Raw genomic sequence first — 20,783 nt, 5'->3', positions numbered from 1 at the left:
CACTCCATCCAACCGTTACCGAACGCGCGCGTGTCCGCGGTCGCGCCGGGCCGAACGGCCCGCATCGCGGCGGCGTGACCGTGGACGGGGTGTCCGAGGAGCCGACGGCATCGGATTCCGCCGCTCCTACTACACTGCGTCATGCAGAGTGAGCCCGGTCGACATGGAGGACAAACCGTGACTGCCCTGAAAGCTGCCCCTTCGGTGCGACGTCGCATGGTGACGGTTGCCGCCCTCGCCGCCGGTGCCGCCCTCGCCGTGACCGGATGCAGCGCCGGTCAGATCACCCAGACCTCATCGCAGGTCGCGGCCGTCAACGGGGCACGAGCCGACCTCGGTGAGATCAGCCTGCGCAACGTGCATATCGTGTACCCCTCGCACGAGACCACCGAGCACACCAACGTCGAAGGCAGCAAGGCGCTGGTCGCGCTCAGCATCGTCAACGACAGCGAGATCACCACCGACGAGCTGGTCAGCGTGGAGTCCGACCTGGGTACCGTGCAGATCACGGCCCCCGGTGGTGGCTCCGACCTGGAGCTCGCCCCGCAGCAGACCGTCGTCGCCGGCGCGGCAGCCGCAGACCACGCAGCCACGGACGAAGAGCCGGCGAACGAAGACGCCGTGGCCGACCCCGAGGCCGATCCCGCCACCATCGAGATCCAGAGCCTGCAGCAGGACATCCTCCCGGGCCTGACCTACGACATGACCTTCAACTTCGAGAAGGCCGGCAGCATCCGGGTATCCGTCCCGGTCGACGCGGGCCCGGTCTCCGAGCGCGTCGAGAACGACCTCTCCGGCCCGGCCGCCCCCGGCTCCGGCGGACACTGAGTTATCTGGCGTCGGCTCCGCCGCCGCGTGTTCGAGGCCCTGGGGGCCTCGAATCCGAGCACTCGAGACTCGAGCCTTCGGCTCATGCGCTTTCGAGTACTCGGATTCGAGGCGGGCCGCGAACGGGTCGCTCCTCGAGGTCGCTCCGTGCGTGGTTGCTTAGGTGCGGAGTTGGCGTTTCGGTAGGAGCTTTGGGGTGGCGTCGCATCCGGCGTCGCTGTTCGCGGCGGTATCGGCCTCGCATCTGCGCATTCGAGTCTTCGGCTCTTGTGCTCTTGAGTATTCGGGTACGAGGGGGCCGCGAACTCCTCGCTCCACACAGGGTTGGTAGGCGCGGAGGGGCGTTCTCGGTAGGGCTGTATGCCTGGTGCCGCGCCGCCTCAGGCGCGGCGTGTTCGTGGCTCGGGTGCGGGGCCACGAAGTTCTCGCTCGCGGTCGCTCCGTCTGGAGATGTGTGGGTCGGAGCTGGTGTTTCGGTAGCGGCCGCGGCTCCGAGGCTGTTCTTGGGTTGGCAGGATTCGCGGGCTCGGGTTGGTGCTCGGGATGGCGTGTCGGCGCCGTCCGGTGATCGATTCTGTCCCTGCCGGTAGGTGTGCCGCGCGGAGGCGGGTCGACGAATTCCTTGTTGCTCGCGGGTGCTTGTTGCGGGGACGTGGCGCGTCGGTGCGGGGCTTCGCCTCGGGGGCCGTGGCTCGAGCGGGGGCGGCTTGTTCCGGCGGTTTCGCCGGTGTCGGTGCTCGTGGCTAGGGTGCGTTCGTGGCTAAGAGCAGGGCGGTCTTCCGGTGTTCCGAGTGTTCGCACGAGGTCGCCAAATGGGTGGGTAAATGCCCTGGCTGTGGTGCTTGGGGGTCGGTCGACGAGGTGGCAGCCGGGGGTGGTTCCGGGGGCGCCGGGCGGCGGGCGATGCTGCCCAGTACTGCGGCGGCGCCGCTGACCCGGATCGATGCGCAGGTCACCCGGGCGCGGAGTTCGGGGGTCGGGGAGCTGGATCGGGTGCTCGGGGGCGGGGTGGTGCCGGGGTCGGTCGTTCTGCTCTCGGGTGAGCCGGGGGTGGGCAAGTCGACCCTGCTCCTCGAGGTTGCACACCGGTGGGCGGCGCAGCGGTCGGAGACCTCGCTCTATGTCACCGCGGAGGAATCCGCGGGGCAGGTCCGGTTGCGGGCGGACCGCACGGGGGCGGTGCACGAGCGGGTGTACCTGGCGGCGGAATCGGACCTGTCGGTGCTGCTCGGACATGTCGAACAGGTGCGGCCCACGCTGCTGGTGGTCGATTCGGTGCAGACCATGCTGGCCCCGGATACGGACGGGGTGATCGGCGGCGTCACCCAGGTTCGTGCGGTGACCGCGGCACTGACCTCGCTGGCCAAGGCCAGCGGTATCGCGGTGCTGCTGGTCGGCCATGTCACCAAGGACGGCAATATCGCCGGGCCGCGCACCCTGGAACATCTGGTGGACGTGGTCCTGCAGTTCGAGGGGGACAAGAACTCGACGCTGCGGATGGTGCGCGGGATCAAGAATCGGTTCGGCAGCGCCGACGAAGTGGGCTGTTTCGAACTGCACGAGGACGGGATCGCCGGGGTGGCGGATCCATCGGGGCTGTTCCTGCATCACCGGGATGCCGCGGTACCCGGGACCGCGGTGACGGTGGCGATGGACGGTAAGCGGCCGCTGGTCGCGGAGGTGCAGGGGCTCACCGTGAAGACCGAGATCCCGCAGCCGCGCCGGGCGGTCAGCGGGCTGGACTACAACAGGGTGGCGATGGTGCTGGCGGTGTTGCAGAGCCGGGGCCGGGTGTACGTGGGAAAACACGATGTGTACGCCGCCACCGTCGGCGGGATGCGGCTCAACGAGCCCGCCGCCGACCTGGCCATCGCACTCGCGGTGGCAAGCGCCGTCGCCGAGGTCGCGGTGCCGGTCGGCTGGGTGCTGCTCGGTGAGGTCGGTCTGGCGGGTGAGGTGCGCAAGGTGACCGGGCTCGGCCGCCGGCTGGCCGAGGCCGAGCGGCTCGGCTTCACCACGGCGCTGGTGCCGCCGGGCTGTGAGCGGATCAAGACCACGATGCGCATTCACGAAGTAGCCGATGTGCGCGCGGCACTGCGATTGGTGCGGGCCGGCGGCGAGTGATTCGAATGCGGGAATAGCCGACCGGCAAATTCCCGGCATCGGCAGCAATATCGGATTGCGGAACATTCCCGGCAAACGCCGAATCCGGCGGCCGCGGCCGGGAAGACCCGCCAATCGGACTTGACAGGACACACTGCTCTGCGAACTCTGCGAAGCCGGTCGGATCGGGCCTACTTCGCCCAATCCGCAACCGTGCCATACCGACCCACTGGACGGTCCGGATATCTGCCGATACGGGCGCGACGTTACTCCGCTCACAACGAACTCCGGCGAGTGGCCCCGCGGGTTCCGCCGCCGGGTGGGGCTCCGGACGCCGAACGGTGGCGTCGCGATCCGGGTCGGGCCTCGGGTGCGGACCCGCCCGGTTCGATCGCCTAGGATCGGCTCCTGTGACCTTGCGCCTTTTCGACACCGAATCGCGGACCCTGCGTGACTTCGTCCCGCTGGTCCCCGGCTGCGTCTCGGTGTACCTGTGTGGGGCCACCGTGCAGGGTGCGCCGCATATCGGCCATGTGCGCAGTGGCGTCGCCTTCGACGTGCTGCGGCGCTGGCTGCTGGCCCACGACTACGACGTCCGCTTCATCCGCAACGTCACCGATATCGACGACAAGATCCTGACCAAGGCCGCCGAGGCGGGCCGGCCCTGGTGGGAGTGGGCCACCACGCACGAGCGGGCCTTCGATGCGGCGTACGCCACGCTCGGAGTGCTGCCGCCGTCGGCGGAGCCCCGGGCGACCGGCCACATCACCCAGATGGTGCAGCTGATGCAGCGCCTGATCGACCGCGGGCACGCCTACGCCGCGGACGGCAATGTCTACTTCGATGTGCTCAGCTTCCCCGAATACGGAGCGCTGTCCGGCCATCGGCTCGAGGATGTGCATCAGGGCGAGAGCGCCGGCACCGGCAAGCGGGATCCGCGCGATTTCACGCTGTGGAAGGCGGCCAAACCAGGTGAGCCGAGCTGGCCGTCACCGTGGGGCCCCGGCCGGCCGGGCTGGCATCTGGAATGCTCCGCGATGGCCGAGTTCTATCTGGGCGCCGAGTTCGACATCCACTGCGGTGGGATGGACCTGGTCTTCCCGCACCACGAGAACGAGGTCGCCCAGTCCAAGGCCGCCGGGGACGGCTTCGCCAGGTACTGGCTGCACAACGGCTGGGTGACGATGGCCGGCGAGAAGATGTCGAAATCCCTGGGCAATGTCCTGTCGGTGCCGAATGTGCTCCGGCAGGTCCGGCCGGTGGAACTGCGATTCTACCTGGGCAGCGCACACTACCGTTCGATGCTGGAGTATTCGGAGCAGGCCCTGCAGGACGCCGCCGCCTCCTACCAGCGACTGGAGGCATTCGTGCTGCGGGTGACCGAGCGGGCCGGTGCGGTGGCGGTCGGCAAGTGGACCGACGCGTTCGCGGCCGCGCTCGACGACGACCTGTCGGTGCCGAAGGCCATCGCCGATATCCACGAGGCCGCGCATATCGGCAATCGGGCACTGGACGCGGGTGATCTCGACGCCGCCCGTGACCACGCCGGCCAGGTCCGTGCCATGCTGGGCATTCTGGGGGTGGACCCGCTGGACGAACAATGGCACACCCCCGCCGACAGTTCGGCGGCGGTCGGTGCCCTGGACGTCCTGGTCCGCGCCGAGCTGGAGCGGCGGCAGACGGCGCGGGCGGAGAAGGACTGGGGCACCGCCGATGCGGTGCGTGATCGGCTGGCTGCTGCCGGCATCGAGGTGACCGATACCCCGCAGGGCCCGGAATGGTCGCTGGGCACGGCGAGTGGAAGGGCGAACTGATGGCAGGCAACTCGCAGCGGCGCGGCGCGATCCGCAAGACGGGAACCAAGAAGGGGCAGGTCGTCGGTTCCGGCGGGAAGCGCCGCCGTGGCCTGGAGGGCCGTGGCGCGACACCACCGGCGGAGATGCGTCCTTACCACCCAGCCGCGAAGCGGGCCAAGGCCAAGGCGAAGGCCGATGCGAAGGCGAAGACCTCGCCCGGCCGCGGCCCGCGCCCGGCCGGCCGCAAGGGTGACGACGGTCCGGAGTTGGTGTTGGGCCGCAACCCGGTCCTGGAATGCCTGCGTGCCGAGGTCCCGGCCACCGCGCTGTATGTGGTGGTCGGCACCGAGAACGACGACCGGCTCAGCGAGAGCGTGCAGCGGGCCGCCGACGCCGGGATCTCCATCCTGGAGGTGCCGCGCACCGATCTGGACCGGATGAGCGCCAACGGTATGCATCAGGGCCTGGCGTTGCAGGTGCCGCCGTACCGGTACGCCCACCCCGACGACCTGGTCGACCGGGTGCGGGATTCGGGTCGGCCGGCGCTGCTGGTGGCCTTGGACAACATCACCGATCCGCGCAATCTGGGTGCCGTGGTGCGCTCGGTGGCGGCCTTCGGCGGTCAAGGGGTGCTGATTCCACAGCGTCGCAGCGCCAGTGTGACCGCGGTGGCCTGGCGGACCAGTGCGGGTGCCGCGGCGCGGTTGCCGGTGGCCCGGGCCACCAACCTGACCCGCACCCTGAAGGACCTCGCGAATCAGGGCTACCAGATCATCGGGCTCGATGCCGGTGGCGACACCACGCTCGACGAGTTCGACGGTACGACCCCGACGGTCATCGTGGTCGGTTCCGAGGGCAAGGGCCTGTCGCGGTTGGTCCGGGAGACCTGTGATGCCATCCTGAGTGTTCCGATGGCCGGGCCGGTCGAATCGCTGAACGCCTCGGTCGCGGCCGGTGTCGTGCTGGGTGAAGTGGCCCGGCAGCGCCGCATCGCCGGATAATCCGGCTCGGTTGCCTGGCAAACTGGTTCTGTCGCCGTAGAATTCGGCTGTGGTCATTCCGAATCAGCCGATCGGCGAGACGGCCGAGCATCCGAATGCGAACATCATCCTGGCGCTCGGGCTCCTCAGCCCGTTCTGCTTCGGCCTGCTCGGGCCGGTGGCCTGGGCGATGGGGCGGCAGGCGCTCACCCAGATCGAGGAGTCCAACGGCGCGATCGGCGGCCGGGTGCAGGTGCTGATCGGCTACGTGGCCGGAATCATCGGCACGGTACTGATGCTGCTGATGGCGCTGCTGTGGTTCCTGGTGATGCTCAACGGCGGTTGAGCTCAGTCCAGACCGGGCCGCGTGGCCTGTTCCCAGGCGGGCCATTCGCTGCTGACACCGCCGCGCCACTCCGGCTGCCGACGCTCCTTGAGTGCGGCCATACCTTCGCCGCCGTCGACGCTCTCGGCGACGTGGGTGTTCAGCTCGGATTCCAGCTGCCCGACCATCGCCGGTGACATCTGCAGGCTCTCCCACAGCAGCCGCTTGGACAGGGCCGCGGGCAGCGGGGCCGCGCCCGCGGCGATGTCGTGGGCGACGGCCAGCGCGGTCGGCAGCACCTCACCGCCCGGCAGGGCGGCGTTGGCCAGGCCCATCGCCTTGGCCTCGTCACCGTCGAAGGTGCGGCCGGTGAGCATGATGTCGGCGGCATTGGCCATCCCGGCCAACCGGGGCAGCGTCCAGTGCACGTAGCCGTCGGCGAGTACACCCCGCCGCACCTGGGTGATCCCGTAGACCGCGTCCTTGGCGAAATACCGCAGATCGCACTGCAGCGCCAGCCCGAGCCCCAGCCCGACCGCATGTCCGTTGACGGCCGCGAGCACAGGTTTACGCACCTGCCACGGCGGCGGGTCGATGGCGTGATCGGTGGTGGTGCTGCGTTCGGACAGATCCGAACCGGCGCAGAAGGCCGGCGGCGTGCCGGTGAGCACCACGGCCCGGATCGCGTCGTCGGCATCGCAGCGGCGCAGTGCGGCGCTCAGCTCGGTGGCCAGTGTCGGGGTGACCGCGTTCTGCTGGGCCGGACGGTTGAGCGTGAGCACGGCGATGCCCGCAGAGACATCGACGAGCAGTTCCGAACTCATGGCGCCGATCGTAGTTGGTCGGCCGGTTCACCGGAGCAGGTGGCGGCCGATCGCCCACTTGTGTACCTCGGTGGGCCCGTCGTAGAGCCGGAAGGCGCGCAGGTCCCGGAAGATCGCCTCGACCACGGTCTCGTCGCTCACCCCGATCCCGCCCAGGATCTGCACACACCGGTCGGCGACGGCGAACAGCTGCTCGGAGACGAACGACTTCGCCATCGAACTCTCGTGCCGGGCCGCCTCGCCGCGATCCATCAGCCAGCAGGCGTGCCAGATGGTCAGCCGGCACTGGTGCAGCGCGATCTCGTTGTCGGCCAGCTGGAAGGACACACCCTCGTGCTCACCCAGCGGCTTGCCGAAGGCGGTGCGGGTCCGGGCGTGTTCCAGGGCGATCTGCTGGGCCCGGGCCGCTGCGCCCAGCCAGCGCATGCAGTGGGTGAGCCGGGCGGGCGCCAGCCGCAGCTGGGCGTACCGCAGGGCCTGGCCGGTCCGGCCGAGTACCGATTCGGGCGGTAGCGTCAGGTCCTCGAACCGCACCACCGCATGTCCGCCCACGTAGTTGCGGTCCATCGTGTTCATCACCCGCTCCACCACGATGCCCGGCTCGTCGCCGTCGCAGACGAACAGCGTCGGCCCGGCGGGCAGGTGCGGGTTCTCGGCCAGCCGGGCCATGACGATCCAGGTGCGGGCGCCGTCGGCGCCGGTGATCAGCCATTTCCGGCCGTTGACGACGAACTTCTGCCCGTCGAACACGGCCTCGGTGTTCAGCTGATTCGGGTCGGATCCGGCCCCGCCGGGCTCGGTCATCGCGAACACCGAGCGGTGGTAGCCATGGATCATCGGCATCAGGTAACGCTCGATCTGGTCCGGATCGGCGATCTTGCCGAGCAGGAACATATTGCCCTCGTCCGGCGCCGCACAGTTCATCGCGACCGGGCCCAGCGTCGACCAGCCCGCCGCCTCGTACACCAGGGCCTGTTCCACATGGGTGAGCCCGAGCCCGCCGAGTTCCACCGGCGCCTGCACCGTGAGCAGTTCGGCGCCGCGGGCCAGCTCCACCAGTTCGGCGCGCAGATCGTCGTCGGGACCGTGCGCGGTGATCCGGGGATCGCGTTCGTAGGGCACGATCTGCTCGGTCACGAAGGTCCGGACCCGGTCCCGCAGGGCGGCCAGGTCGGCAGGCACGGCAAAATCGATCATCGAGACCACCCCTCGCGTCGGCGTCCGCAGCCGAGCCTACTGGCGGGCGGGTATCCGGGGCGGCGTTTCCCCGAGCCCCGCGTGGGTCTGCCGGCGTTCCGACACCTTCGGGGGGCCGGGATCAGGCGGTGTTGTCGGGCCTGACCCTCGAGCCCCTCCGTGGCTACGCTTCGCTACCGTCTCCGGGGTTGCTGGGATCAGGCGGTGTCGGTTGGGCCTGACGCGGGGCCCTTCGTAGTGGCGTTCCGCTGCCGTCTCCGGGGGTGCTGGGGTCCGGCGGTGTCGTCCGGCCGGGTCTCGGTGCCCTTCGTGGTGGCGTTCCGCTGCCGTCTCCGGGGGTGCTGGGGTCCGGCGGTGTTGGTTGGGCCTGACGCGGGGCCCTCCGCGGTGGCGTTCCGCTGCAGTCTCCGGGGCGCCGGGGTCAGGCCGCAGGCACCGCCGCGCGCTGGGGCAGCCGGTATCGGCCGATCGCCCGGCAGATCAGGTAGATGGTGAACGACAGTCCGGTCACGAAGGTGGAGACCGGCACGCCGGGCGCCAGCGAGAGCAGCAGGCCGCCGACCGCGGCGACCTCGGCGAAGACCACCGACAGTACGGTCGCATGCCACGGGCTGGCGGTGACCTGGGCGGCCGCGGCGGCCGGGGTGATCAGCAGGGCCAGGACCAGCAGCGCGCCGACGATCTGCACGCCGAAGGCGGCGGTGACGCCCAGCAGCACGGCGAACACGATCGACAGCGCCCGCACCGGGACGCCGCGCGCCGCGGCCACCTCCGGATCGGTGCTGGCGAACAGCAGCGGCCGGTACACCACGGCCAGGGTGATCAGCACGCCGACGGTGCAGACCAGCAGCAGCGCCAGCCCGCTGTAGCCGACGCTGGCGACCTGGCCGGTCAGCAGGGAGAACTTGGAGCCGGCCCGGTCCGGGGAGAGCCACAGGAACAGTACCGAGAGGCCGAGACCGAACGAGAGCACCACGGCGATCACCGAATCGCGTTCCCGGGCCCGCGCACCCAGCCAGCCGAACAGCAGGGCGGCCACGACCGAGCCCGCGATCGCGCCGAGTCCGACGCCGACCCCGGCGAGCAGTGCGGCCGCCGCACCGGTGAGCGAGAGTTCGCTGGTGCCGTGCACGGCGAACGACATCTGCCGGCTGACGATCAGCGGCCCGATCAGTCCGGCCAGCAGGCCGAGCATCGCCGCCGCCAGGACGGCCTGCTGGACGAAGTCGTAGCCGAGCAGATCCACGGTGGTGCCGAAGTCGAACATCTTCCGCCACACCTCGGCGAGCTTTTCCATCAGTGGGCCGCCCTCGACTCGGTACCGCCGAGCGCATCCATATCGTCACCGGTGCCGACCACGACCAGCCGGCCGCGCACCCGCAGCACCTCCACTTCGGTGCGGTACAGCTCGGACAGGGTCTGCGAGGTCATCACCTCGTCGGGGGTGCCGATCCGGAACCGGCCGTCCACCAGGTACAGCACCCGGTCGACCAGCGGCAGGATGGGGTTCAGTTCGTGGGTCACGAACAGCACTGCGGTGTCGTGTTCGCGGCGGCGCCGGTCGATCAGCTCGGCGACCAGGCGCTGATTCGCCAGGTCCAGGCTGAGCAGGGGTTCGTCGCAGAGCAGCACCCGGGGGTCGCCGACCAGGGACTGGGCGATGCGCAACCGCTGCTGTTCTCCGCCGGACAGTGCCTCCAGCGGGGCATGTGCGAACCGCTGGGCCCCGACCGCGGCGACCGCTTCGCGGACGATCCGACGCCGGCGGGCCCGGTTGCGCAGTCCGATGCCCCAGTGCTGTCCGTCCACGCCCAGGCCGACCAGGTCGACACCGCGCAGTTGCACCCCGGCGTCGATGGTCTTCTGCTGCGGGATGTAGCCGATTCCGGGGTTGCCGAGGGCCGCGGGCCGCCCGGCCACCTCGGCGCTGCCCGAGGTCAGTGCGATACGGCCGAGCAGCGCCTGCAGCAGTGAGGTCTTACCGGACCCGTTGGGGCCCAGCACGGCAATGAACTCACCGGGTGCGATATCGAGATCCAGCTCGTCCCAGAGCGTGCGGTCCCCGAACGACAGCCGGGCGCCGCGCAGCCGGATCGCCGCGGGAGCCGGCTGCGCGGCGCCTGCCGCGGCAGGCTTCGAATCGGCGGATTCGGACAGCGTGGCTCCCTGCGTCATCGGTGAGGCGTGGTCAGGACAGTGCCGCGGCTAAGGCCTCGGCATTGTCGGTCTGCCACTGAATGTAATCGACGCCCTCGGGCAGCGTTTCGGTCACCTCGACGATCGGGATGCCCGCGGCCTCGGCGGCGCTGCGCAGGTCCCGGGTGACCTTGTCCTCGGTCTGCACGTTGTAGACGAGGGCCTGCACCTGCTTGCCGGTGAGCAGGTCCCGGGTGGTGGCCACGGCCGCCGGGGACGGGTCGGTCTCCTGTTCGACGGCTTCCTGGAATTCGTGCGGGGTGCGGTCGTCGACACCCGCGGCGGTCAGCAGGTAGTGCGCCAGCGGTTCGGTCTGGGCGACCGGTGCGCCGGGATGCCGGTCCACGATGCCGGCGGTGATCGTGCCGATCGCGTCGAGCTCGGTCTTGAACTCGGTGGCCCGGGAGGTGTATTCGGCGGCGTGCTCGGTATCGAGTTCGCCGAGTTCGGCGGCGATCCGGTCGGCGACCGCGGCGACGGTCGGCAGGTCGTACCAGACGTGCTCGTTCTCGTCGCCGGTGTCGACCCGCTCGGCGTAGGCCTCGACGCTGCGCTTGTCCTGGCTCTCCACCGCGTGCTCGACGGCCTCGTCGTAATGCCCGCCGTTGAACACCACCAGGTCGGCGTCGCTGATCGCGGCCGTTTCGGTGGGCGCCATCTCATAGGAGTGCGGATCGGCAGCCGGATCGTCGATAACTGCCGTCACAGTGACATCGTCGCCGGCGACCGCGGTGGCCACCGCCGCCCAGACATCGGTCGAAGCGACAACATCCAGCCGCCCGTCATCGCTATCCGAGTTAGCCGAGCCACAAGCACTCAAAACGAGCGCCGCAGCAACCCCCAACGCCACCCCACCGATCTGCCGAGCAGTGCGATTCTTCACGGAGTACTCCTGACCCGAGCCCTACAACTGCAATGAGCCCGAACCGAGCACTGCACCAGAGCGAAATGGAAACCGTTACCGTTTCAGGTTAGCACCGGCACCCGCAACCACCCCACTCCCGCGTCGAACATCACAGCCGAAGGAGCTGTTGTGGCGGCCTCGGCCGAGCGACCGCCGCCACTACGGCTCCCTCACCGTGCCGGCCGGCGCAACCACGCATCCACTTACGGAGCGACGTCGAGGAGCGAGGAGTTCGCAACCCGTCGCGCATCCGAGCACTCGACAGTGCATGAGGCCGAAGGCTCGAGTCTCGAGCGCTCGGATGCGGAGGCCGTAGGACTGCCCGTCAGGGGCGCGAACCTGCGGGGCTGGAGGTGACGCCGTCCAGTACCGGCTGGCTGAGGAGTTGGGCGCAGCGGAGTAGGCCCAGGTGGCTGTAGGCCTGGGGATGGTTGCCGAGGGAGCGCTCGGCGATGGGGTCGTATTCCTCGCTGAGCAGGCCGGTGGGGCCGGCGGCGGCTACCAACTGGGCGAACAGGGCCTCGGCGTCGGAGCGCATGCCGATCAGCAGGTAGGCCTCCACCAGCCAGGCGGCGCACAGGTGGAAACCGCCCTCGCCGCCCGGCAGGCCGTCGTCGTGGTGGTACCGGTAGACGGTGGAGCCGCTGCGCAGTTCCGCCTCAGTGGCGACCACTGTTGCCGCGAAGCGCGGATCGTCCGGTTCGATCAGTCCGCTCAGGCCGATGTAGAGGGTGGCGGCGTCCAGGTCCGTCCCGTCGTAGGCGGCGGTGTAGGACTGCACTTCCTCGTTCCAGCCTTTGGCTTTCACCTCTTCGGCGATGGTGTCGCGCAGTATCGGCCATTCCGGGTCCACCGGGCGGTCGAACTTACGGGCCAGGGTCAGCGCCCGGTCCACCGTCAGCCAGCCCATCACCTTCGAATACACGTGGTGCCGCGGGGCGCCGCGGATCTCCCAGATGCCGTGGTCCGGTTCGGTCCAGCGGCGCTGCACCGCGGAAACCATCGCGTGCACCAGTTCCCAATCGGCATCCGGCAGGGCGGTGTGCGGATCGGTGCGTCCCTGCCGTTCGCGTTCGTGTGCCAGGGCGGCGATCAGGTCCACGATCGGGCCGAAGACGTCCAGCTGGACCTGCATGTTGGCCGCGTTGCCGACCCGCACCGGCCGCGAGCCGGCGTAGCCGGGCAGCAGATCGATGACGGCCTCGGGCGGCAGCGTCTCGCCGTAGATCGTGTACAGCGGGTGCAGGCGCTCCGGCCCGGGCAGGGTCTCCAGCACGGTGTGCACCCAGCCCAGGAACTGCTCGGCCTCGGTCAGCGAACCGAGCGAGACCAGTGCGTGTGCGGTCATCGAGGCGTCACGCAGCCAGCAGTAGCGGTAGTCCCAGTTGCGTACCCCGCCGATGTCTTCGGGCAGTGAGGTGGTCGCCGCCGCCAGGATGGAACCGGACGGGCTGTGCACCAGGCCGCGCAGGGTCAGCGCGGAGCGCTTCATCAGATCCGGCTTCAGCGGGGGCAGGTGCAGCCCGGCCGCCCACTGCGACCAGTAGTTCTCGGCCAGCCGGCGGCGTTGCGGTTCCGCCGTCATCGCGGGAGCCAGATCGGCGGTGCCGCACCGAAGTTCCAGGGTGATCGGCCCGGACGACGGGTCCACCACCGCGCGCGCCCGGTCATGGGTGCCGTCGGAAGTGATCTCCCAATCCACGCCGGGGGAGCGCAGCACCATCGGATCGTTGGTGCCGGCCACTCGCAGGCCGTTCGGTTCGGCCTCGATGCGCACCGCCACCTGGCCGAACTCCGGCCGTGGCGCGAAGGTCACCACCGCGCGGGCCTCACCGGAGATCACCCGGGTCAGATCGGTGCGGTCGGCGGGGACGTCGTGCGGCAGGTAGTCGGTGACCTTCAGGCTCGCCCAGCGGGTCTCGACGGTCATCGTGCCGTCCACATACCGCTGCGACAACGGCAGCCCGGGCCGTTCCGGTTCCACGGTGAAGTGCCCGGCGGCCGGACCGCCGAGCAGATGAGCGAAGACCGCGGCCGAATCGGGTTCCGGGTGGCAGAACCAGGTGACCGTGGCATCCGGGGTGAGCAGTGCCACCGACCGCGGACTGGACAGCATGCTGAGCCGCTCGATCCGGGGCGCGCTGGCCCCGGCCAGCCAGGTGCGGCGCTCCTCGAGCAGGAAGGCCAGCGCGCGCGCCACGTCTTCGGTGCTGTCCACCCGGTAGCCGGCGAGGCTCTCGCCGTCACCGACCTTGATTCCGACATCCGGTCCGGACAGCACCCGGAAGGCCTTCTCGTCGGTGACGTCGTCGCCGAAGAACACGGCCGCCGAGGAGCCTTCCTGGTGCCGAATGGTGTCGAGTGCGGTGCCCTTGTCGGTCGGGATCACCGCCAGCTCGATGACCGCCTTGCCCTCGGTCACCTGCACACCGACCCAGCAGGCCGCGCCCTGCCGGACGGTCTCCAGTGCGCGCCGCCCGATCTCCGGGGTGGCATTGCGGACGTGCAAGGCGACGCTGGCCGGCTTCATCTCCACCGCGACGCCCGGATTGGCGGTCGCGATCTGCGAGAGCTCGGTCTGGATCTCCGACAGCAACTGCCGGGCGTCATTGTCGATAGCGTGCACGAAGCCGACATCGAACTCCGAGCCGTGGCTGCCGATCAGCTGCACTTCGACCGGCAGCCGGGACAGTGCGGCGAGGTCGCGCAGCGCCCGGCCGGAGATCACGGCGGCGGTGGTATTGGCGAGCCCGGCCAGGGCTCGTAGTGCGCTCACCGATTCGCGATGGGGGAATGCCTTCGCCGGATCGGACACGATCGGGGCAATGGTCCCGTCGTAATCCGAGGCGACCAGCAGTCGCGGTACGCGGGCGGCCGCCGCCAGCGCCCGGCGAACATCGAGTGGCAGATCCTGTGCGCTCACGCATCCAACCTAGAGACGGAGTGGGTTGATTCCAGGGCGCACATAACACTACTGGGTGAACCTGCGGATGCTCGCGTCCGGCGTCGGGTCGACGCCGGACGGGCGATCTTTCGGCTATCCCCGGCGCTGCCGGTCCGGGGAGTGTGCAGGTGGCGGGGGTTTTGCCCGGTTTCGGGCGCGGTGTCCGGGTCAGTCCGGAGTGGAGTCGCCGAGCAGCAGATCGACGGTCAGCTCCAGCCGTTCGGTGACATCGGAGGCGGAGGCGCGGCGCGTCAGCCAGGCGACCAGGTTGGACAGCCAGACATCGGAGATGACCCGGGCGATGGCGAGCTGCCGTTCGGTGGGTTCGCCGTCGTTCATGGCACGGGCGAACACCCGGTCCATCACCTTGCCGACCCGGTCCACCTCGGCGGCCGCGGAGGCGTCGGCGAACATGAACGCCCGGGTCATGGCCTCGGTGAGCAGCGGGTCGCGCTGCATCATCCGGGTGATCTGGGTGAGCAGCTGGTGCATCCGCTCCTGCGGGGTGTTCCCGGCCAGCGGGCGCCGCTTGGTCTCGATCTGCTCGAATTCCCGGGACAGGGCCGAGACGAGGAGGTGCACCTTGGACGGAAAGTACCTGTACAAGGTGCCCACGGCGACATCGGCGCGTTCGGCCACGGCACGCATCTGCACGGCGTCGTAGCCGCCCTTGGATGCCAAGGCGAGGGTGGCGTCGAGGATGCGCTTGCGCCGTTCGCGCTGTGCCGCCGAGGTCAGCTCGTTCTCGCGCAGGGTGGTCACAGCCGTAGCGGGCACGGCATTCGGTTCCTGGGATGCGCGGGAGGGGCTGGCCATCGGGGAGGTTCCTTTCGGTCGGGCACCGTTCGTTGTCCTGCTGCACGCCGCTGTGCATCGGTGGTCGTCCGGTCGGCGTCTCTTGACTTCCGCCCGGCCCAGATATTAGAACATGTTCTATCTGCGGGAGTCACGCCGGAAAGGCGGTAATGCGTGTGACCATCGCCACCACTGACGAGCATAAAGCCGCTGCGGCTGCCCTGCGGGGCTGGGCGGAGCGGATTGTGCCGACTGCAACACTGCGCGAGCGGGGAACGGGGAGCTGGCACGAGTACTGGTCCGGGCTCGCCGACTTCGGAGTGTTCGCAGTCGCGGTGCCGGAATCCGCCGACGGGCTCGGCGGCACCGTCGGCGATCTCGCGGTGCTGCTGGAGCAGGCCGCGGCCGATCTGGCCGGTGGGCCGGTGTTGACGACGGCGCTGGCCGGCATCGTCACCGGCGGCGCCCTGGCTGCCGACGAGGCATGTGCCCTGGCTCCGGGAGTCGCCGGCGTCGAGGCCGAGGCGGTCGCGGACGGCGACGACTGGCTGGTGTCCGGGAACTGGCCGGACGGCTACGGCGCCGAGGACGGCATCGGGGTGCTGGTACCGGCCCGGGCCCCGGACGGGCTGCGCTGGTTCCTGCTCCAGCCCGGACAGGCCGCCGTGACGCCACGCACCCCGGCGGACCCGAGCGTGCCGCTGGCACAGGTGCAGGCCGACCGCGCGCGGGTGCCGGCGACACTGGCCTTCGACCCGCCCTACGACGTGACCGATCTGTTCGTCGCCCTCGCGGTCGCCGAACTGGCCGGGATCACCGGCTGGTGCCTGCAGTCGGCGGTCGATTACGCCCGGGTGCGGGAACAGTTCGGCCGGCCGATCGGCAGCTATCAGGCGGTCAAGCACATCTGCGCCTGGATGCTGTGCCGGACCGAGCTGGTGCGGTCCGTCGCTGCAGACGCCGCCGCGGCGGCGGACGCCGCGGTCGCCGGGGACACCGCCGAACTGCCCATCGCCGCAGCCGTGGCGGCCGCGACGGCACTGGACGCTGCGGTCGACACGGCCAAGGATGCCATCCAGGTGCTCGGCGGTATCGGCTTCACCTGGGAGCACGATGCCCACTACTACCTGCGGCGGGCCGTGGCCCTGCGGCAGCTGCTCGGCGGGACGGCGCACTGGCGGATGCGAGTGACCGCATTGAGCCGGGACGGCCTGCGCCGCACCACCGGTGCCCGCCGGGTGCTCGGCGACCGGACCGATACCGCACTGGCCGACGAGATCGCCGCAATCGCGGCATTGCCCGCCGCACAGCAGCGGACGGCCCTGACCGAGGCCGGACTGGTCATGCCGCACTGGCCGGCGCCGTACGGCCGCGACGCCGACCCGATGACCTGCCTGATGATCGCCGAACAGCTGCGCGGGGCCGGAATCACCCCACCCGACCTGGCGGTCGGCGGTTGGGCGGTGCCGACCCTGCTGCGCTACGGCACCGAGGCACAGATCGAGAAGTACGTCCGGGCGACCCTGTCCGGTGACGTCGTGTGGTGTCAGCTGTTCAGCGAGCCGGAGGCCGGTTCCGATCTGGCGGCCCTGCGTACCACCGCCGAACGGGTGGACGGCGGCTGGCGGCTGCGCGGGCAGAAGATCTGGACTTCGCTCGGTGATATCGCCAACTGGGGCCTGTGTCTGGCCCGCACCGACCCGGCGGCGCCGAAACATCGCGGTATCAGCTATTTCCTCGTCGATATGAGCAGCCCCGGGATCGAGATCCGGCCGCTGGTGCAGATCACCGGTGAGGCCCGCTTCAGCGAGGTGTTCCTGGACGAGGTCTTCGTACCCGACGATGCCCTGGTCGGGTCCCTGGGCGAGGGGTGGCGGATCGCCCGGACCACCCTGTCCGCGGAGCGGGTGGCCATGGGTGGCGGGGGGATCGGCGGCCTGCTGGAGAGCCTGCTGAAGCAGTACCCGCCGGAGGGGCCGCAGGCCGCACTGCGCGAGGACCGGCTGGGCGGGTTCATCGCCACCGAAACCGCCGGGGCGCTGCTGGAACAGCGAATCGCCCTGGCCGCCTCCGCCGGTGCCGCAGCAGATTCCGCGAGCAGCGTTCGCAAGCTGGTCGGTGTCCGGCACCGGCAGGACCTGGCCGAATACGCCATGGAGCTGACCGGTACGGCCGGAGCGGCGGACACTCCGGAACTGACCGAATTCCTGCTCACCCGGTGCCTGTCGATCGCCGGCGGCACCGAGCAGATCCTGCTCACCGTGGCAGCCGAACGCATTCTCGGCCTGCCCCGGGAGCCCCAGAAGGAGAGCTGAATGGATTTCACTCGCGACGAGAGCGCGGACGCGGTCGCCGAGGTCGTCGTCGGTCTGCTGGAGCGCGATCCGGCCCGCGATATCGGCCTGTGGCCGGCGCTGGTCGAATCCGGGCTGCTCTCGATGGCGGTGCCGGAGCGATTCGGCGGCGACGGCATGGGCCTGCCGGAGGTATCGGCGATGCTGATGGAGCTGGCCACCGACGCGGTGGCACTCCCGGCGCTGCCGACGCTCGGATTCGGACTGCTGCCGCTGCTAGCCACCGCGCCGGAGGAGCTGGCCGAACAGGTGTTCCCGGAGATCGGGAAGGGTGCGGTGGTCACGGCGGCACTGAACGAGCCGGGCGCACCGTTCGTCACCGCGCCGGCCACCACCGCCGTCCGCGACGGTGATCTGCTGCGGATGACCGGTCGCAAGGTCGCAGTCGCCTATGCCGAGCAGGCTCGGTGGCTGCTGGTGCCGACCGACGCCGGTGTGGTCGTGGTCGACGCCGGTGCGGCCGGGGTGCAGGTGCTGGCGAGCCCGTCGTCCTCGGGCATTCCGGAGGCCACCGTGGTGCTGCAGGACGTGGCAGTGCCCGCCGGCCGCCTGCTGCCGGACGCGCTGCCGATCCTGCACCGGTACGCGCTGGCGGCCATCGGCGCCACCGCCGACGGCCTGCTCACCGGTGCGGTGCGGCTGACCGCCGAACATGTGCGCACCCGCCGCCAGTTCGATCGCCCGCTCGCCGAGTTCCAGGCGGTCGCCCAGCAGGTGGCGGACCTCTACGTCGCTGGGCGTACCTTGCATGTGGCGGCCGAATCGGCCTGCTGGGCGCTGGCCCAGCCGGACGAGTCCGCGGAGCATCGCGGCCGCACCGACGAAGATCTCGACATCCTGGCCTACTGGGCGGCCGCCGAGCTGCCCCGGGCCATGCAGAAGTGTCACCACCTGCACGGGGGTACCGGCGTCGACATCACCCACCCCATGCACCGTTATTACGCACAGGCCAAGGACCTCGCTCGCCTGCTGGGCGGCGCGGCGCTGCGGCTCGACCTCCTGGGAGCCAGATGTTCATCGATCTGACCGCCGAACAGCGGCGGCTGCGCGGCGAATTGCGTTCCTACTTCGCCGATCTCGTCACCCCCGAAGAAGCCGAGCAGATGGCGGTGGACCGGCACGGCGATGCCTATCGGGCCGTTGTCCGGCGGATGGGCAGCGACGGGCAGCTCGGCGTCGGCTGGCCGAAGGAATTCGGCGGGCAGGGTTTCGGCCCGATGGAACAGCAGCTGTTCTACAACGAGGCGGTGCGTGCCGATGTGCCGCTGCCGCTGGTGACGCTGCTGACCGTCGGACCGACACTGCAGCAGTTCGGCACCGAGGAACAGAAGCAGCGGTTCCTGCCCGGCATCCTTTCCGGCGACATCCATTTCGCCATCGGCTATTCCGAACCGGAAGCCGGCACCGATCTGGCGTCGCTGCGCACCACGGCGGTGCGTGATGCCGACGGCGACTGGATCGTCAACGGGCAGAAGATCTTCACCACCGGTGCGCATGAGGCCGATTTCGTCTGGCTGGCCTGCCGGACCGGGTCTGCCGAGTCCCGGCACCGGGGCATCTCGATCCTCATCGTCGACACCTCCGACCCCGGCTACTCGTGGACGCCGATCATCACCTGCGACGGCGCCCACCACACCAACGTCACCTACTTCGACGATGTCCGGGTGCCCGCCGAGATGCTGGTCGGCGAGGTGGACAAGGGCTGGCGGTTGATCACCACCCAGCTCAACCACGAACGGGTGGGTCTGGGGCCGTCCGGCAAGATCGAGCAGCTCTACGACCGGTTGCACGACTGGGCGGCCGCGCGGGAGCTGCTCGGCGAACCGGCGATCCGCCGGGCGCTCGGCCGGGTGCGTGCCCAGGTGCGGCTCAACGAACTGCTCAATTGGCAGGTCGCCGCGGCGGCCGGGAACGAGGCCGACCAGCGGGCGGTGATCGCCGACGCCTCGGCGACCAAGGTGTTCTCCACCGAGGCGTTGCAGGAGGCCGGCCGGGTGGTCGAGGAAATGGTCGGCCGGTTCGGCGATCCGGCCGAACCCGAAACGGCCGAGCTGCTGAGCTGGCTGGACCGGCGCACCAAACAGAACCTCGTCGTCACCTTCGGTGGCGGTGTCAACGAGATCATGCGGGAACTCGTGGCCACGGCGGGTCTGGACCTGCCGCGGGTGCCCCGCTGAAGGAGCGAGTAGATGTCGGAGAACATCGCGGTGTCCGAGCTGCCGGAGGCCGCCGAACGCATTGCCGCCGCCGGGGAATCGGCGCCGCGAGCCGGACGCGATCCGGTGAACCAGCCGATGATCAACAACTGGCTGGAGGTCATCGGCGACACCAACCCGATCTATGTGGACGACGAAGCCGCCCGTGCCGCCGGACATCCCGGCACCGTCGCCCCACCGGCGATGGCACAGGTGTGGACCATGCTCGGCCTGCACGGCGCCCGGGCGGCCGACGATCCGCTCGGCACCGCGTCCGAACTGCTGGATGCGGCCGGATTCACCTCCGTTGTCGGCACCAACTGCGAACAGATCTACCACCGGTATCTGCGGCCAGGCGAAGAGGTGACGGTCACCAGCCGGCTCGACGAGGTCACTGGGCCGAAGCGCACCGGATTGGGTGAAGGCTGGTTCCTGACCTTCCGCACCACCTGGTACGTCGGTGCCGAAGTGGTCACCGAAATGTTGTTCCGGATCCTGAAATACGCGCCCCCGCCGCCGGCGCCGAAGGGGCAGCGGGCCACCCCGGTGCGTTCCCGGGACACCGAATTCTTCTGGGCGGGCACCGAAGCCGGGGAACTGCGGATCCAGCGTCGGCCCGACGGCACATTGCAGCATCCGCCGGTCCCTGCGCTGTGGAATGCACCCGATGCCCCGGCCGACTACGTGGTCGCCCCGGGCACCGGGACCGTGTTCAGCTTCGTGGTGCACCATGCCCCGAAGGTGCCCGGGCGGACACTGCCGTTCGTGGTGGCCCTGGTGGAACTGGACCTCGGCGAGGCTGCATCCGACGGCGGTGACACCGGCGTACGGATGCTCGGTGAACTGCGCGGGGTCGACCCGGAGCAGGTGGCGGTCGGCCTGCCGGTGCGGGTCGCCTTCGAGAAACTGCACGACGGTACGTTCCTGCCCTACTGGGTACCCGCGGATGACGGTGCGTCGGACGTCGGTTCGGCGCCGAAGTCGTCCGGATCGGCCGAGAACGGGGCGGGTTCCGCGATTCCGGAAGCGAACCCGGCACCGGTCGAGGCGGCCGTCCCCGGGACGACCCTGCCGGAACTGGAGATCCACGCCGACCCGACGTTCGTGATCAGCTCCGCGCTGGCCACCCGCGACTTCCAGGACGTGCATCACGACCGCGACAAGGCCGTGGCGCGCGGCTCGAAGGACATCTTCGTCAACATCCTCACCGATACCGGCTTGGTGCAGCGGTTCGTCACCGATTGGGCGGGCCCCCGGGCGCGGGTGCATTCGATCGCCCTGCGGCTGGGCGTGCCGTTGTACGCGGGCGACACGCTGACGCTGTCCGGCACGGTGACCGAAG

Annotated in this window: 15 protein-coding genes and 1 pseudogene; 9 read left to right on the top strand and 7 right to left on the bottom strand. The window is 70.0% G+C overall.

Annotation, left to right across the window (positions count from 1 at the left end; genetic code table 11):
- Positions 1-177: 177 nt before the first annotated feature.
- From AC1HFH_RS25250 to AC1HFH_RS25230, 5 genes are all read left to right on the top strand, one after another.
- A complete protein-coding gene (locus AC1HFH_RS25250; RefSeq protein WP_480245274.1) occupies positions 178-828 on the top strand; it encodes a copper chaperone PCu(A)C domain-containing protein in 651 nt (216 codons plus the stop codon).
- A 756-nt stretch (positions 829-1,584) separates the two neighbouring features.
- Positions 1,585-2,952, top strand: coding sequence for a DNA repair protein RadA (gene radA, locus AC1HFH_RS25245; protein WP_480245273.1), 1,368 nt, complete (start codon positions 1,585-1,587; stop codon positions 2,950-2,952).
- A 389-nt stretch (positions 2,953-3,341) separates the two neighbouring features.
- Positions 3,342-4,745, top strand: coding sequence for a cysteine--tRNA ligase (gene cysS / locus AC1HFH_RS25240; RefSeq protein ID WP_480245272.1), 1,404 nt, complete (start codon positions 3,342-3,344; stop codon positions 4,743-4,745).
- Positions 4,745-5,728, top strand: a complete 984-nt coding sequence (rlmB, locus tag AC1HFH_RS25235; RefSeq protein ID WP_480245271.1) for a 23S rRNA (guanosine(2251)-2'-O)-methyltransferase RlmB — start codon at positions 4,745-4,747, stop codon at positions 5,726-5,728. The genes cysS and rlmB overlap by 1 nt, the downstream gene beginning before the upstream one ends.
- A gap of 49 nt (positions 5,729-5,777) precedes the next feature.
- Positions 5,778-6,053, top strand: coding sequence for a DUF4190 domain-containing protein (locus tag AC1HFH_RS25230; RefSeq protein ID WP_480245270.1), 276 nt, complete (start codon positions 5,778-5,780; stop codon positions 6,051-6,053).
- A 2-nt stretch (positions 6,054-6,055) separates the two neighbouring features.
- Here AC1HFH_RS25230 and AC1HFH_RS25225 read toward each other — a convergent pair whose 3' ends face one another.
- The 7 genes from AC1HFH_RS25225 to kstR all read right to left on the bottom strand — a co-directional run bounded on the left by AC1HFH_RS25225 (position 6,056) and on the right by kstR (position 14,913).
- A complete protein-coding gene (locus AC1HFH_RS25225; protein ID WP_480245269.1) occupies positions 6,056-6,856 on the bottom strand; it encodes an enoyl-CoA hydratase/isomerase family protein in 801 nt (266 codons plus the stop codon).
- A gap of 27 nt (positions 6,857-6,883) precedes the next feature.
- The gene (locus AC1HFH_RS25220) at positions 6,884-8,053 is read right to left on the bottom strand and encodes an acyl-CoA dehydrogenase family protein (RefSeq protein WP_480245268.1); all 1,170 of its coding nucleotides are present in this window, start codon (positions 8,051-8,053) and stop codon (positions 6,884-6,886) included.
- Positions 8,054-8,474: 421 nt separating this feature from the next.
- Positions 8,475-9,350, bottom strand: a complete 876-nt coding sequence (locus tag AC1HFH_RS25215; protein WP_480245267.1) for a metal ABC transporter permease — start codon at positions 9,348-9,350, stop codon at positions 8,475-8,477.
- Complete coding sequence (locus AC1HFH_RS25210; RefSeq protein WP_480245266.1) at positions 9,350-10,228, bottom strand: metal ABC transporter ATP-binding protein; 879 nt, start codon at positions 10,226-10,228, stop codon at positions 9,350-9,352. The genes AC1HFH_RS25215 and AC1HFH_RS25210 overlap by 1 nt, the downstream gene beginning before the upstream one ends.
- Positions 10,229-10,241: 13 nt before the next feature.
- A complete protein-coding gene (locus AC1HFH_RS25205) occupies positions 10,242-11,132 on the bottom strand; it encodes a metal ABC transporter solute-binding protein, Zn/Mn family (RefSeq protein ID WP_480245265.1) in 891 nt (296 codons plus the stop codon).
- Positions 11,133-11,478: 346 nt separating this feature from the next.
- A complete protein-coding gene (gene otsB, locus AC1HFH_RS25200; protein ID WP_480245264.1) occupies positions 11,479-14,076 on the bottom strand; it encodes a trehalose-phosphatase in 2,598 nt (865 codons plus the stop codon).
- A gap of 189 nt (positions 14,077-14,265) precedes the next feature.
- Positions 14,266-14,913 carry a cholesterol catabolism transcriptional regulator KstR gene (kstR, locus tag AC1HFH_RS25195; protein WP_480245263.1) on the bottom strand — a complete coding sequence of 216 codons (648 nt, stop codon included), beginning with the start codon at positions 14,911-14,913 and terminating at the stop codon, positions 14,266-14,268.
- Positions 14,914-15,068: 155 nt separating this feature from the next.
- On the opposite strand from kstR, the gene AC1HFH_RS25190 reads away from it, so the two are divergent.
- The 4 genes and pseudogenes from AC1HFH_RS25190 to AC1HFH_RS25175 form a co-directional block, all read left to right on the top strand.
- Positions 15,069-17,207 (top strand): acyl-CoA dehydrogenase family protein, encoded by a 2,139-nt coding sequence (locus AC1HFH_RS25190; protein ID WP_480245262.1) that lies wholly within the window; start codon positions 15,069-15,071, stop codon positions 17,205-17,207.
- Complete coding sequence (locus AC1HFH_RS25185) at positions 17,208-18,272, top strand: acyl-CoA dehydrogenase family protein (RefSeq protein ID WP_480245261.1); 1,065 nt, start codon at positions 17,208-17,210, stop codon at positions 18,270-18,272. It begins immediately after the preceding gene.
- Positions 18,257-19,423, top strand: coding sequence for an acyl-CoA dehydrogenase family protein (locus tag AC1HFH_RS25180; RefSeq protein ID WP_480245260.1), 1,167 nt, complete (start codon positions 18,257-18,259; stop codon positions 19,421-19,423). The genes AC1HFH_RS25185 and AC1HFH_RS25180 overlap by 16 nt, the downstream gene beginning before the upstream one ends.
- Positions 19,424-19,435: 12 nt before the next feature.
- Positions 19,436-20,377 (top strand): annotated as a pseudogene (locus AC1HFH_RS25175) (bifunctional MaoC family dehydratase N-terminal/OB-fold nucleic acid binding domain-containing protein); the annotation flags it as partial.
- Between the last annotated feature and the right edge of the window lie 406 nt (positions 20,378-20,783).

Source organism: Nocardia sp. KT25-26, assembly GCF_056627695.1.
This window is presented reverse-complemented; position numbering and strand designations above follow the sequence as displayed.